Origin of the sequence: Aeromicrobium camelliae, assembly GCF_003850045.1 — a bacterium.
Classification (GTDB): Bacteria; Actinomycetota; Actinomycetes; order Propionibacteriales; family Nocardioidaceae; genus Aeromicrobium; species Aeromicrobium camelliae.
In genome coordinates this window covers 16,297-29,987 of sequence record NZ_RQJX01000026.1, presented here as the reverse complement: position 1 = coordinate 29,987, position 13,691 = coordinate 16,297, and the positions used below count along the sequence as shown (strand labels likewise).

General features: G+C 70.8%; 16 protein-coding genes. 5 read left to right on the top strand and 11 right to left on the bottom strand.

The features are described 5' to 3' along the window. The coding region (locus EHW97_RS15425) for an HNH endonuclease signature motif containing protein (RefSeq protein ID WP_166367529.1) at nucleotides 1-236 on the top strand (236 nt) is incomplete at its 5' end. A 16-nt stretch (nucleotides 237-252) separates the two neighbouring features. Here EHW97_RS15425 and hemB read toward each other — a convergent pair. From hemB to EHW97_RS14550, 7 genes are all read right to left on the bottom strand, one after another. Continuing rightward, nucleotides 253-1,224 carry a porphobilinogen synthase gene (hemB, locus tag EHW97_RS14580; protein ID WP_124237899.1) on the bottom strand — a complete coding sequence of 324 codons (972 nt, stop codon included), beginning with the start codon at nucleotides 1,222-1,224 and terminating at the stop codon, nucleotides 253-255. Beyond that, entirely contained in the window at nucleotides 1,224-2,822 is a 1,599-nt protein-coding gene (gene cobA / locus EHW97_RS14575) for a uroporphyrinogen-III C-methyltransferase (RefSeq protein ID WP_124237902.1), read from the bottom strand. Before cobA ends, hemB begins: the two co-directional genes overlap by 1 nt. A 47-nt stretch (nucleotides 2,823-2,869) precedes the next feature. Beyond that, complete coding sequence (hemC, locus tag EHW97_RS14570) at nucleotides 2,870-3,796, bottom strand: hydroxymethylbilane synthase (protein ID WP_124237898.1); 927 nt, start codon at nucleotides 3,794-3,796, stop codon at nucleotides 2,870-2,872. After that, on the bottom strand, nucleotides 3,793-5,091 hold the full coding sequence (locus tag EHW97_RS14565; protein ID WP_124237897.1) for a glutamyl-tRNA reductase: 1,299 nt from the start codon (nucleotides 5,089-5,091) through the stop codon (nucleotides 3,793-3,795). Before EHW97_RS14565 ends, hemC begins: the two co-directional genes overlap by 4 nt. After that, nucleotides 5,088-5,789, bottom strand: a complete 702-nt coding sequence (locus EHW97_RS14560; RefSeq protein ID WP_243696473.1) for a redox-sensing transcriptional repressor Rex — start codon at nucleotides 5,787-5,789, stop codon at nucleotides 5,088-5,090. The genes EHW97_RS14565 and EHW97_RS14560 overlap by 4 nt, the downstream gene beginning before the upstream one ends. A 113-nt stretch (nucleotides 5,790-5,902) precedes the next feature. Further along, nucleotides 5,903-6,166, bottom strand: coding sequence for a glutaredoxin family protein (locus EHW97_RS14555; RefSeq protein ID WP_124237896.1), 264 nt, complete (start codon nucleotides 6,164-6,166; stop codon nucleotides 5,903-5,905). After that, nucleotides 6,163-7,731, bottom strand: coding sequence for an AMP-binding protein (locus tag EHW97_RS14550; protein WP_243696472.1), 1,569 nt, complete (start codon nucleotides 7,729-7,731; stop codon nucleotides 6,163-6,165). The genes EHW97_RS14555 and EHW97_RS14550 overlap by 4 nt, the downstream gene beginning before the upstream one ends. A 58-nt stretch (nucleotides 7,732-7,789) precedes the next feature. Here EHW97_RS14550 and EHW97_RS14545 point away from each other — a divergent pair, with 58 nt between their 5' ends. From EHW97_RS14545 to EHW97_RS14535, 3 genes are read left to right on the top strand one after another with little or no spacing between them, the layout of a single operon-like run. Beyond that, complete coding sequence (locus EHW97_RS14545) at nucleotides 7,790-8,677, top strand: HAD family hydrolase (RefSeq protein ID WP_124237894.1); 888 nt, start codon at nucleotides 7,790-7,792, stop codon at nucleotides 8,675-8,677. A 49-nt stretch (nucleotides 8,678-8,726) separates the two neighbouring features. Further along, nucleotides 8,727-9,422, top strand: a complete 696-nt coding sequence (locus EHW97_RS14540; RefSeq protein ID WP_124237893.1) for a sigma-70 family RNA polymerase sigma factor — start codon at nucleotides 8,727-8,729, stop codon at nucleotides 9,420-9,422. A 53-nt stretch (nucleotides 9,423-9,475) separates the two neighbouring features. After that, nucleotides 9,476-10,579, top strand: a complete 1,104-nt coding sequence (locus EHW97_RS14535) for a DUF5667 domain-containing protein (RefSeq protein ID WP_124237892.1) — start codon at nucleotides 9,476-9,478, stop codon at nucleotides 10,577-10,579. Between the two features lie 7 nt (nucleotides 10,580-10,586). On the opposite strand, the gene EHW97_RS14530 is transcribed toward EHW97_RS14535, so the two are convergent. The 4 genes from EHW97_RS14530 to EHW97_RS14515 form a co-directional block, all read right to left on the bottom strand. Continuing rightward, on the bottom strand, nucleotides 10,587-11,744 hold the full coding sequence (locus EHW97_RS14530) for a lysophospholipid acyltransferase family protein (protein WP_124237891.1): 1,158 nt from the start codon (nucleotides 11,742-11,744) through the stop codon (nucleotides 10,587-10,589). Further along, nucleotides 11,741-12,718 (bottom strand): NAD-dependent epimerase/dehydratase family protein, encoded by a 978-nt coding sequence (locus tag EHW97_RS14525; protein ID WP_124237890.1) that lies wholly within the window; start codon nucleotides 12,716-12,718, stop codon nucleotides 11,741-11,743. Before EHW97_RS14525 ends, EHW97_RS14530 begins: the two co-directional genes overlap by 4 nt. A 6-nt stretch (nucleotides 12,719-12,724) precedes the next feature. Continuing rightward, nucleotides 12,725-12,826 carry a 30S ribosomal protein bS22 gene (locus tag EHW97_RS14520; protein WP_019143756.1) on the bottom strand — a complete coding sequence of 34 codons (102 nt, stop codon included), beginning with the start codon at nucleotides 12,824-12,826 and terminating at the stop codon, nucleotides 12,725-12,727. Between the two features lie 67 nt (nucleotides 12,827-12,893). Further along, on the bottom strand, nucleotides 12,894-13,079 hold the full coding sequence (locus EHW97_RS14515) for a helix-turn-helix domain-containing protein (RefSeq protein WP_121793978.1): 186 nt from the start codon (nucleotides 13,077-13,079) through the stop codon (nucleotides 12,894-12,896). A gap of 191 nt (nucleotides 13,080-13,270) precedes the next feature. On the opposite strand from EHW97_RS14515, the gene EHW97_RS14510 reads away from it, so the two are divergent. Beyond that, nucleotides 13,271-13,690, top strand: coding sequence for a ChaB family protein (locus EHW97_RS14510; protein ID WP_124237889.1), 420 nt, complete (start codon nucleotides 13,271-13,273; stop codon nucleotides 13,688-13,690). Nucleotide 13,691: the final 1 nt, after the last annotated feature.

Here is a 13,691-nt window from a genome sequence, read left to right as displayed (position 1 = left end):
TACGCAACGCAATCCGCTTCCGCGACGGCACCTGCAGATACCCCGGATGCACCACCAAAGCCGCCAACTGCGACCTCGACCATCGTCAACCGTTACCGGACGGCCCCACCTGCGCCGACAACCTCTGGGCACTCTGCCGACACCACCACAAACTCAAAACCTTCGACCACGCCGTGCCCATCCCACACGAGGACGGCTGGACCTGGGACGTCGGTGGAACGATCCTGACCGAGTGACCCGGTCAGGACGGAGTCAGCGCAAGCGCTTCGCGATCTCGGTCGCCCAGTAAGTCAGCACGATGTCGGCGCCGGCACGACGGATCGACAACACGGACTCGTCGATCGCGCGATCGCGATCGATCCACCCCTGCGCTGCAGCGGCCTCGACCATCGAGTATTCGCCGGAGACGTTGTAGGCGGCGACGGGGACGTCGGCCTCACGACGCACGTCGGCGATGAGATCCAGGTACGACAACGCCGGCTTGACCATGACGATGTCGGCGCCCTCGGCGAGATCCAGCAGCACCTCGCGCACGGCCTCGCGGGCGTTCGCCGGATCCTGCTGATAGGTGCGGCGATCGCCCTGCAAGGACGAGTCCACGGCCTCGCGGAACGGGCCGTAGAACGCCGAGGCGTACTTGGCCGCGTACGCGAGGATCACGGTATCGGTGTGGCCCGCGGCGTCCAGCTCCGCGCGGATGCGCGCCACCTGTCCGTCCATCATGCCGCTGGGGCCGACCACGTGAGCGCCGGACTCCGCCTGCACCACGCCCATCTGCGCGTAGATCTCCAGCGTCGCGTCGTTGTCGACACGCCCCTGAGCATCGAGCACGCCGCAGTGGCCGTGGTCGGTGAACTCGTCGAGGCACAGGTCGGCCATCACGACCGTGGCGTCCCCGACCTCGGCTCGCGCATCGGCGATCGCGAGGTTGAGGATGCCGTTCGGGTCGATGGCACCGGAACCGACGGCGTCCTTGTGCTCGGGCACTCCGAACAGCATGACGCCGCCGAGCCCCAGCTGCGCAGCCTCCGCGTAGGCGCGACGCGCAGAGTCACGCGTGTGCTGCACGACTCCGGGCATGCTCGCGATGGGTCGCGGTTCCGCGAGCCCCTCGGCGACGAACATCGGCAGCACGAGCTGCGACGGATCGACGCGGGTCTCGCGGACCAGCGACCGCATCGCGGGCGTGGACCGCAGCCGTCGGGGACGGTCAGCCGGGAACATCAGCTCTTGCGGCGCTTGGTGCGCTGCGACGGCTTGGTGACCGGCTCTCCCGCCTCGATGAGCGCGTCGCGGCGACGCGCGCCGAAGTCGGCGAGCGCGTCCGCGAGGACCTCGACCGACGGCTTGTCCGCGAGGACGTCGACACGCAGGCCGTGCTCCTCGGCGGTCTTGGCCGTGGCGGGGCCGATGCAGGCGATGATCGTCGACTGGTGCGGCTTGCCGGCGATGCCCACGAGGTTGCGGACGGTCGAGCTCGACGTGAACATCACGGCGTCGAACTTGCCCGTCTTGATCGCCTCGCGGGTCGGCGCCGGCGGCGGAGCGGCCCGGACAGTGCGGTAGGCCGTGACGTCGTCGACCTCCCAGCCGAGCTCGACGAGCCCGGCCACGAGGGTCTCCGTCGCGATGTCCGCACGCGGCAGGAACACGCGGTTGATCGGGTCGAGCAGCTCGTCGAAGGGCGGCCAGTCCTCGAGCAGGCCGCGCGCCGACTGCTCTCCGCTCGGGATGAGATCAGCACGGATGCCCCACTGCGAAATCGCCTCGGCGGTCTTCTCACCGACCGCGGCGATCTTCAGCCCCGAGAACGCGCGGGCGTCGAGCCCGTACTCCTCGAACTTCTCGCGCACGGCCTTGACGGCGTTGACGCTGGTGAAGGCGATCCACTCGTACCGGCCCTCGACGAGACCGCGGACGGCCTTGTCCATCTGCTGCGGATTGCGCGGCGGCTCCACCGAGATGGTCGGGACCTCCTCGGACACGGCGCCGTAGCCGCGCAGACGCTGCGCGAGCCCCGCCGACTGCTCCTTGGTGCGCGGAACGAGGATGCGCCAGCCGTAGAGCGGCTTGGTCTCGAACCACGAGAGCGCCTCGCGCATCGCGACGACCTCGCCGACGACGGTGATCGCCGGTGACGTCATCTTGGCGGCCTTCGCGTCGGCTGCGATGTCCTTGAGGGTCGAGACGACCGTGGTCTGCTCCGTGGTGGTGCCGACGCGGGTCATCGCGACCTGCGTCTCCTCCGAGCGTCCCGCGGCGATGAGACCCTTGGCGACCTCGCCGATGCGGCCGACGGCCGAGAGCAGGACGAGGGTGTCGTCGCCCGCGTGCTCGTTCCAGTCGATGACCGAATCGCCGACGCTCACGACGGTGAACTCGCGATGCTGGCGGTTGGTCAGCGGCACACCGGCGTAGGCGGGCACGGCCGAGACCGACGAGACGCCGGGGATGACCTCGAACCGGATGCCGGCCTTGCTGCAGGCGAGCGCCTCCTCGGGACCGGTGGAGTAGGTGAACGGGTCGCCCACCATGAGCCGGACCACGTGCTTGCCGTTCTTGGCGTGCTTGACGACGAGCTTGGCGCGCGCAGCATGCGACAGCTCGGTGCCGTCCTCGGCGCGGCCGGCGTCGACGATCTCGGCGTCGTTGGTGACGAGCTGAGCCTGTTCGGGGGTCTCGACGATGACGACGTCGGCCGTTGCGAGCAGCTCGGTGGCCCGCACCGTCAGCAGGCTGGCGTCACCCGGGCCGGCGCCGACGAAGCTCACCTGGCCGAGGGCCGGCGTCGGAGTCGTCGCGGGCGTCACGGGCGCATCCATGGCGGTGGTGGTGGTCACGGTGTTCCTTTTCTCGTTCTGCCTGGTCTTCATCGGGCGGTGGCGCTGGCGCTGACCAGCTGGTCGGCCCCTTCGGCGAGCATCTCGGCAGCGAGACGCTCCCCGATCGCCGTGGCCTCGTCGGGCGAGCCACTGGCGGACAAGCGGATGGACGGTGCTCCGGAGATCTCCCCCACGACGGCGCGGAGCCACAGCTCCTCGCCGTCGTTCACGATCTCTGCGAGCGCTCCCACAGGAGCACTGCAGCCGGCCTCGAGGGTGGCGAGGAGGCTGCGCTCGGCAGTGACGGCGGCCCGGGTGTCGGGATCGTCGAGCACGCTGAGCAGGCGGATGGTCGCGTCGTCGTCGACGCGGCATTCGCAGGCCAGGGCCCCCTGCCCCGGCGCAGGAAGCATCTGGATCGGGTCGATCGCCTCGGTGACGACGCCGAGCCGGCCCAGGCGGGACAGACCCGCGCGGGCCAGGACGACGGCGTCCAGCTCACCGGAGGTGACCTTGCCGAGGCGGGTGTCGACGTTGCCACGCAGTGGAACCGTCTCGACGCCGAGTCCGAGGGCGTTGAGCTGGCTCACCCGCCGCGGCGAACCGGTGCCGACGCGCGCGCCGGACGGCAGTTCACCGAGCGTCAGGCCGTCGCGGGCCACGAGGGCGTCGCGCGGATCCTCGCGCAACGGGATCGCGGCGAGCGAGAGACGCGGATCGGGCGTCGTCGGCAGGTCCTTGAGCGAGTGGACCGCGAGGTCGACCTCACCGGCGGCGAGCGCCTCGCGCACGGCGGCGACGAACACTCCCTGACCGCCGAACGTGGTCAGCGGCGCGGACGAACGGTCGCCCAGCGTGCTGATGGTGACGAGTTCGACCTCGACGCCGGTCTCGGCGCGGAGCCGATCGGCGATGTGCGAGGACTGCGTGACGGCGAGTTCGCTGCCACGGGTCCCCAGACGCAGGGTGGTCATGGGGTCTCACCGCCGACGGTCGTGACGGCCGAGACCGCGCCCGGGTCGAGGGCGAAGAGGTCGGCCAGCGCATCGGCGTACGTGAGCCCCTCGGGCCCGTCGACGAGCTGCTTGACCCGCACGGTGGGTGCGTGGATGAGCTTCTCCGCCACGCGCCGCAGCGCCTGACGGATCTCCTTGCGGGCGGCGTCGTCCACGGCAGCGCCGAGGCGCGCCTCGAGCCGCTCGGCCTCGGCGCTCACGACGTCGGTCGCCATGCTGCGCAGCGCCACCACGGTGGGCGTCACCTTGGATGCGGTCTTCGCGGCGAGGAAGCTGCGGACCTCGTCCTCGACGATGTCCTGCACCTGACGGACGTCGTCGGCGAGCTCGGTGTTGGCGGCCTGCCGCTTGAGGACGTCGAGGTCGACGACCCGCACCCCGGGGAGGTCGCGGACCGCGGGGGCGACGTCACGCGGCAGCGCGAGGTCGATGACGGTGAGCGAACGGCCCTGCGTGGCGCGCTCGATCCGCTCCGTGTCGAACACGACTCCCGTCGCGCCCGTGCACGTGATGAGAACGTCGGCGCCCGCGAGCTCGACGTCGAGAGACTCCCAGCGGACCGCGCTCACACCGAACGCGGCCACGAGCTCGAAGGCACGCTGGAACGTCCGGTTGGCGACCCAGATCCGCTGCGGATCGACGCCCCGCTCGATCAGCGTGCGCACGGCGAGACTCGACATCGTGCCGGCACCGGCCACGAGGAACCGCGTCGACGGGTCGGCCACGATGTCGCCCGCGGCCTCGAAGCCCGCGGTGACGATCGACGGCGCGAGCCGGTCGATGCCGGTCTCGGCGTGGCCGCGCTTGCCGATGCGCAGCGCCTGCTGGAACAGGGCGTTGAGGGCAGATCCCACCGTGGACTCGGCCTGCGCCTGCTGCAGCGCATCGCGCACCTGGCCGAGGATCTGGCTCTCGCCGAGGATCATCGAGTCCATGCCGGACGCGACACCGAACAGGTGAGCGACGGCAGCCTCGTCGTAGTGGACGTAGACGTTGCGCACGAGCTCGTCACGGTCGAGACCGGCGTGCTCGGCGAGCAGCCGCGAGACCTCGTCGACGGCGCCGTGGAAGCGCTCCGCCTCGACGTAGATCTCGACCCGGTTGCACGTGGAGATCACCACCGACTCGCTGACGTAGTCGTTCTCCAGCACCCGATGCGACAGCTTGACACCGGCATCGGTGTCCAGCGAGACCCGCTCCAGCAGGTCGACCGGGGCGGACTTGTGCGACATCCCGACGACGAGGACGCTCATCCGGACACCGCCTCCTCTCGTGGCGAGCTCTTACGCTGCTCGTGATACGCCAGGATCTGCAGTTCGGCGGCGACATCGACCTGGCGGACGTCGACACCGTCGGGCACCCGCAACGCGACGGGTGCGAAATTCAGGATGCTCGTGACGCCGGCGGCGACGAGCCGATCCGCGACGTCCTGAGCGGCGTGCGTCGGCGTCGCGAGGATCGCGATGGACACCGCGCGGTCGCGCACGATCTCGTCGAGATCGTCGGCGGACTCGATGACGAGGCCGTCGACGACCTGCTCCCCCAGCCGCTTCGGATCGGCGTCGACCACCGCGACGATCCGGCTGCCTCGGGAGGCGAAACCGGGATACGCGGCGAGCGCCTTGCCGAGGTGTCCGGCACCGACGAGGACGACGTTCCACTCCTGCGTCTGGCCGATCGCCTGCGCGATCTCGGCCTGCAGGTGAGCGACGTCATAGCCTACACCGCGCGTGCCGTGGGAGCCGAGGTGCGACAGGTCCTTGCGGACGTTGGCCGAGGAGACACCGGTGGCTTCGGCGAGCTGGTCCGACGAGCAGGTCGCCGAACCGGTCGCCCGCAGCTGGGTCAGTGCCCGCAGATACAGCGGGAGTCGGGCGACGGTGGCGTTGGGGAGGCCACGATCGGTCGTCGAGGCGCCCGTCAGCCGGGGACTACGCGGAAGTAATGTCACAGTGCTCCTGCGCCGAACGACCGGGATTTGCCCTGTCAGGACTGTCAGAAGGCGCTAGAACAGTCTACGAGCTGGTGAAGGCGTTCACAAAATCGAGAACGCCGTCCGGACCGTCAGCGGCGGTCCAGCGCAGCGCGGAGCCGGGCCGGATCGACCCGCCAGAAATCGTGCTGGCGACCGTCGACGAACGTCACCGGCACCTGTTCGGAGAAGCGTTCGCGCAGCTGCGGGTCGCCGTCGATGTCGACGCGCACCCAGTCGTCACCGCTGCCGGCGACCACCTCCGCGACCGTCTGCTCGGCCGCCTCGCACAGGTGGCAGCCCTCGCGCGAGTAGACGACGACGCGGGCGTCGGTGGCGTGCGGGGGAAGGGTCACGAACTGCTCCTTGCGGTGTCGTCGGGGTCGAGGCCCAGCTCCTCGCTGCGGGCCAGGGCGCGCAGGCGTCCCTTGGCGACCTTGCCCGTCGGCGAATGCGGCAAGCCCGCCACCACGACGATGCGCGACGGCACCTTGAAACGCGCGAGGCTCTCGCGGCAGGCGGAGTCGATCCGCTCGACGAGTTCGTCGTCACCGGGCGCGTCGTCGGCGGGGACCACGAAGGCCACGACCGCCTCGCCGGTGCGCTCGTCGGGCATGCCGATCACGGCGACCTGATCGACGCCCGCCACGTGGGCCACCACGTCCTCGACCTCGGAGGGGTAAACGTTGAAACCGGAGACGAGCACGAGCTCGCGGAGGCGGTCGACGAGAGCGAGCGCGCCGTGCTCGTCGAGGATGCCCAGGTCGCCGGTGGCGTACCAGCCGGCCGCATCGGGTCCCTCGGCACCGTCGGGCCAGTAACCGGAGAACAGGTTGTCGCCGCGCACCCAGATCTGCGCGGGATCGCCCGGTGCAGCAGGTTTGCCCAGAGCGTCGCGCAGCTCGAGCTCCACCCCCGGCACCGGCCAGCCGACGCTGTACGGGCGTCGCGGGACGTCGGGGCGCACGAGGGTCGCGGTGACGACCGGACTCGCTTCGGTGAGCCCGTATCCCTGCTCGACCCGGTGCCCCGTCGCTCGGGCGAAGTCCTCGGCGAGATCGGGGTCGAGCGGCGATGCGCCGGAGAGCACGAGCCGCACGCCGGCCAGCGCCTCGCGCGCCCCCTCGCGCCCGGCCCACGCCGCGATGACCGGTGGCGCGATGGGCACCACGGTGACGCCGCGAGCCGCGATCAGCGTCAGCACGGCATCGGGATCGAAGCTCTCGATGAGCACGACGGTCGCCCGTGCCCGCAGCGCCTGACCCAGAACGGCATTGAGCCCGTACACGTGGAAGAGCGGCAGCAGCCCGAGCACCACGTCGCCGGACCCGATGACGGCTGGCTCCACCCGCGCGACCTGCTCGACGTTCGCGACCAGGGCCCGGTGGGTCAGCTGCGCGCCACGCGGCAGGCCGGTCGCCCCGGAGGTGTAGAGGACGACGGCCAGCGCCTCGGGGTCCGCCGGCGCGACCGGTGTCTGCGACGATGCCCGCCGCAAGAGGTCGCCGAAACGCAGTTCGCCGTCCTCAGGAGCAGCGCGGTGCACCACGACGAGCGCGCCGCGCCTGTCGCTCGCGCGTACCTGCGCGATCGAGTCGGCGTCCGCGACGATCAGTCTGGGATGGCAGTCGGCGATGACGCGGCTCAACTCGCGCGCTGTGGCGCGTGGGTTGAGCGGAACCGCCACCAGACCCCCACGCAGGACGGCGAGGTAGGCGACCGCGAGATCGATGCCGTTCGTCATCACGAGCGCGACGCGGTGACCGGCCACGAGACCGTGTCCCAGCAACGTCTGCGCCACGCGGTCGACCCACTGGTCGAGTTCCGCCCAGGTGAGCTCCCGGTCCGTCCGCGGCTCGACCAGGGCGATGCCGTCGGGCTCGTCGCGCGCGGCTTGCCGGAGGTAGTCGCTCAGGTTCACGGGCACACCTCGAGTCAACCACACGGGCGGTCTTCACCGGACCGATACGCTGTGCTGCATGTCACCGGGAGGACAGCGCCGCCTGCCGCGCAACTTGCAGTCCCGGTCCTTCCTGGCCGGGCAGGCGGCGGCCGCGTCCGCCGAGGTCGAACGGGCGCTGGAACCCGCCGCGGACCGCAGCGCCGCCGCCTTCTTCGACGTCGACAACACGATCATGCAGGGCGCGTCGATCTTCCATCTCGCCCGCGGCCTGCACCGGCGGGAGTTCTTCAGCGGCGGCGACCTGTGGGGACTGCTCTGGAAGCAGCTGTACTTCCAGTACCTGGGAGGTGAGCGTCCCGACCACATCGCCGACGCCCGCAGCTCGGCGCTGGCCTTCGTCCGCGGCCACCGGGTCGACGAGCTGCGCGAGATCGGCGAGGAGGTCTTCGACGAGTACATGGCGCACCGCATCTGGCCCGGGACGCGCGCCCTCGCCCAGTGGCACCTGGACCGCGGCCAGCGGGTCTGGCTCATCACGGCCGCTCCCATCGAGATCGCCGAGGTCATCGCCCGCCGACTCGGGCTCACCGGCGCCCTCGGGACGGTGGCCGAGTCCGTCGACGGCGTCTACACCGGTCGGCTCGTCGGCGAACTCCTCCACGGCGAAGGCAAGGCGGTCGCCGTCCTGGACCTCGCCGAACGCGAGGGGCTGGATCTGTCACGCTGCTACGCCTACTCCGACTCCGGCAACGATCTGCCCATGTTGTCGCTCGTCGGTCATCCCTGTGCGGTCAACCCGGACGCGAAGCTGCGCGCGCAGGCCAAGGCCGAGGGCTGGTTGATCCGCGACTACCGCACCGGCCGGCGCCTGACCATCGCCGCGTCCCGAGTGGCGCTCGCCGGGATCGCCGTGTGGGGCGCCGGGGCGCTCGCGCGACGAGCGCTGCGTGCCCGCTCCTTGTGACATCGCGCACGTCACGAAGTACAGTCGGGGCAGTTGCGGGAGGGAAAACGTGACGGTCGCGCATTCTGGAGGGTTCGCCGTATCGACTGCGGCGCCCTTCGACGTGCGCGCAGTGTGGATCGCGCTCAGCGAGATCGGAGCGCCGTCCGGTGAGAGCCGCCGCGCGGCCGCGCCGCCCGATCCCGAGGAGTCCGAGCGCGTCCACGCGCTCGTGGAGCTGGCCCGCACCGGCGACGCCGAGGCGTTCGGCCAGCTCTACGACATCTACGTGAGCAGCGTCTACCGCTTCATCTACTACCGCGTCGGCTCCCGCCCGCTCGCCGAGGACCTCACCAGCGACACCTTCATGCGCGCCCTCGGGGCCGTCGGCCGGTTCACCTGGCAGGGCAAGGACTTCGGGGCGTGGCTGACGACCATCGCGCGCAACCTCGTGACCGATCACCACAAGTCGGCGCGGTCGCGGCTCGAGGTCACGTCCGACACGGTGCCGGACCGCGGCCTGACGACGGCCAGCTCCGAGACCGAGGCGCTGTCCGGGCTGGACGACCGCGTGCTCTACGAGGCGATCCAGGCGCTCGCCCCCGAACAGCGCGACTGCGTCGTCATGCGCTTCATGTCCGGCATGTCGATCGCGCAGACCGCCGCCGCCCTCAGCCGCAGCGAGGGAGCCGTCAAACAACTTCAGCTGCGGGCCCTGCGCAATCTCGCCGCCCATCTGCCCGAGGAGCTGCGCCCCGGACCGTAACTTGCCCCGCCTCGCCTCGTTGATCAGTGCACACCGTCGAAAGGTCCGTCCACGTGTTCGCCCGCCGCCACCGCGCCGCCCAGGCCTTCGAGAACGCCTGGGCCTCTCGTCGTCGTCCCGACGACGCGCGCGTCCGCGAGTTGGTGACCGTGGCCGACCTCCTGGCCCGATCCGCCACGGCCGAACCCGACCCGAAGTTCCAGCAGGAACTGCGCACCCGCTTGCTCACGGCCGCACCGAGCACCATGGTCGCCGGCGCCCCGGACCGGACCGCGCTGATCCCGGCCGCCCCGCCTCGTCGTCGCGGACGGGTCGCCGCCGTGCTCGCCGCCGCGGCCATCGCGATCGTCGGCTCGGTGGGCGCGAGCGCCAACGCCGTGCCCGGCGACATCCTGTACCCCGTCAAGCTCGGGACGGAGAGCGTCGAACGCACGCTCGCCCGCAGCGACGAGGCACGCGGGCGCGTCGTGCTCGAGCAGGCCACCACCCGGCTCACCGAGGCCGAGGTCCTCAGCACCCAGGACGCGAGCAACGCACGCACCCGGATCAGTTCCGCGCTCGACGCGTTCTCGGAGAACGCGCTCGACGGCTCCGCGCTGCTCCTCGGCAATCCGAACGGCTCGGTCGATCAACAGAACGCTCAGGAGGTCGCGGACTTCGCTGACGACGCGGCGGCGCGGCTGTCGGCGCTGCTCGAGCGACTCGCCCCCGACGACCGTGTGAGCGCCGAGCGCGCCGTGCAGGCGCTCGCAAGCCTGGGAGTCGACCTGCAGACGGCGTGCCCGCAGTGTGCGCGGGACACGCAGCGGGTCGCGCAGACCGTCGACCAGCTCCTCGCCGACGTGCAGCGCACCCTCGTCGAGGACCCCGCTCCCCCGGCCACGGAGGATCCTGCAGCCCCCTCCGGGCCCGACACTTCGGCTCCGAGCCCGGACGCCGAGCCGCCGGAGGGCCAGCTCGATCAGAAGGCGCCGCAGGCGCCCGCACCCACCACACCGGCTGAGCCCGACAAGGGCAAGCCGGTCATCGCGCTTCCTGAGCCCTCGATGCCCACCTCAGTGGGCGATGTCGTCTCGCCGGTCATCGGCATCGTGCTCGGCGACGACCGTCAGGTCGGTCTGGTGCCGAGCCTGCTCGGCGTCCTCGGACTGCGCTGACCCGCTCTCACACGAACGGGTTGCCGCGCTCCACGAGGAGCGAGTAGAGCGTCTGCTGGATCGTCTCGCGCACCTGGTCGGTGACGTTGAACAGCAGCATCGGGTCGTCGGCCGCCTCGGCCGGATAGGCGTCCGTACGGATCGGCTCGCCGAACTCGATGATCCACTTGCTCGGCAGCGGCACCATGCCCAGCGGGCCGAGCCAGGGAAAGAACGGAGTGATCGGGAGGTACGGCAGCCCGAGGAGTCGGGCCAGCGACGGGACGTTGCCGATCAGCGGGTAGCTCTCCTCCGCGCCCACGAGCGAGACCGGGATGATCGGCACCTGCGCGCGCATCGCGGCCGACACGAAGCCGCCGCGACCGAACCGCTGCAGCTTGTAGCGCTCGCTGTACGGCTTGCCGACGCCTTTGAAGCCCTCGGGCCACACGCCCGCGAGCTCACCGCTCTGCAGCAGCCGCTCGGCGTCCTCAGCACACGCGAGGGTGGCACCGAGCTTGCGGGCCATCTGGCTCACGAACGGCAACGCGAACACGAGGTCGGCCGCCAACGGACGCAGCGCACGATGCGCGTAGCGCCGCACGGCGTACCCGGTGATGAGCCCGTCGAGCGGGATGGTGCCCGAGTGGTTGCCGACGAGCAGCGCCCCGCCTTCGGCCGGGATGTTCTCGATCCCGCGCACCTGGAGACGGAACCACGTCTCGGCGAGCGGTTCGATGACGTGCTCCAGCAGCGCGACGACCTCGGGGTCGTAACCGAATTCGTCGACCGCGTAGTCGCCGGACAGACGGTGACGAAGTCCGCCGGCGATTCGCAGGAAGCGGTCCTCCCAGTCGTCGCCGAGCAGCCGGCTCGCCCCGCCCAGGAGCGCATCGAGCAGGTCGTCGAGGCCCGGTTCCTCCTGCTCGTCGGCGCCGGTCGCCGCGCGCTGGGCACGCGACGCCTGGGCGGCCTCCTCAGCGGCGGCCGCTGCCGCCGCGGCGTCCTCGTCGGTGACCGCGCGCAAACGCGGCGACTCCTGCGGCTCGGGGATCTGGCGCTTCTTCGGGGGACGGCGGGGCGTGCCCGAGCCGGCGAGCGACCGGGCCGCCGCGGACGGGGAGGTGGAGCGGTTGCCGCGACCGGGCTTGCCGGACGAGCCGATCGTGCGTAAGTCGTCGTTCACCGCGGCACCCCCAGATGCAGTAGACCGGGCCGCAGGGCAGCCGCGAAGGACTCGAAGGTCTCGCGTGTGGTGTGCCGCGGCTCGTACCCGAAGATGTGGCGCAGCGCCGTGGTGTCGACGACCCGACCGTAGGTCAGCAGGCGGTGCAGATCAGGACTGATCTCGGTCCCCATGACGCGCGCGAAACGCGCGAACGCCGCGCCGAGAGCGACCGGCGGAAGCGGCGCGACCGGACGTCCGAGGATGCGCGCGCACTGCGACAGCAGCATGACGCCGTCGCCGGCGATGTTGAAGGTGCCGGGACGATCGTGGGCGGCCGCGAGCCGGACGACCTCCATGGCGTCGGCAAGGTGAAGGAACTGCAGCCGCGGATCGAAGCCCAGCACGCCCGGCAGCACCGGGCCGCGGAAGTACGCGGCGAGCGGCGCCGTCGAGCGCGGCGAGAGGATCTGCGCCATGCGCAACGTCGTCACGATGACGTCGGGGCGGCGACGGGCGAATCCGCGCACGTACCCCTCGACCTCGACGACGTCCTTGGGATAACCACTGCGTGTTCCGCCGCGGGCCGTCCCGGACTCGGTCCAGACCGCGGGATCGCGGGGCGAGGTGCCGTAGACGGCCGTGGACGAGCCGAGCACGAACTTGCGCAGCGTCTCGCTGCGCTGGCACGCGGCGAGCACCTGCATCGTGCCGATGACGTTGAGCTCTTTGGTCGACTTGAATCGACTCGAGGCGGGCGCGACGCCCAGATGCACCACCGTGTCGACGTCCTCGACCGCGAGGACCTTGCCGATGACGGGGGTGCGGACGTCCGCCCTGATGAACTTGACCTTGCCCAACTCATGGGTCGGCAAGGTGGTGTCGACACCGACGACTTTCTCGATGCCGACCTCGACGCCGCGGTCGGCGATCAGCCGGGCCGTCCGAGCCACCGCACCATCGGCGACACCCGTGACGAGGACGACCCTGCTCATCGCGACTTACTTACCCAGGCGGCGGCGCTGCACTCGCGTGCGCTTGAGCATCTTGCGGTGCTTCTTCTTCGACATGCGCTTGCGGCGCTTCTTGATGACAGAACCCACGGATTCACCTTCGGTTACTGAGGTACAGGACGATCGCTCCAGGATACGACGCAGCGCGAATCCCGGCTCATCCGGCCTGGTAGAAGGACTTCTCCAGATAGTCGCTCAGCGCCTGCTCGCTCACGCGGAAGGACCGTCCCACGCGGACGGCCTCCAACTCACCGGAGTGCACGAGGCGGTACACGGTCATCTTCGACACGCGCATGCGCTCGGCAACCTCAGCCACGGTGAGGAAGTCGGGTTCTTTCGCCATCGGTGGTCACCAACCTTCGGGGGGACACGCGCGCTCTCCGGCTTCCCCACCGGAGAGTCCGCGCGTGCGTGCCATCGAGCCTAGTGGGTGCTGGGGCCCGAGTGAAAGGTGTGAGTCGAACTCGTCCACGCAGCGAGCGGCCGGGAGGCGTCGGTGCAGGGGCGCGGTGATGATGGGGGCAGGAGGTCGACATGCCGAAGACGACACGAACGGGCAAGGCCCGCCGCGACGAACTCCCCTCGACCCTGCAGCGGTCCGACGCCAAGGCACAGCGGACGTTCGCCGCCGCGCACGACTCCGCGATGGAGGAGTACGGCGACGAGGAGCGGGCCTACCGCGTCGCCTACGCCGCGCTCAAGCACACGCACGAGAAGGTCGGCGACCGCTGGCAGCCCAAGGAGGAGAACGGCCCCTCGGACCGCCAGGCCGAGGGCGGCTACGACACCGACCGCGAGACCGCCGGCGGTGTCGACGCGAACGCCTCGAAGCAGCACCTGTACGAACTCGCGCAGCAGCTGGACGTCCCGGGGCGCTCGCGGATGTCCAAGGACGAACTGGTCGACGCCCTGCGCAAAGCCAACGACCGCGAGACCCGCCGCGCGCGGGAATGAC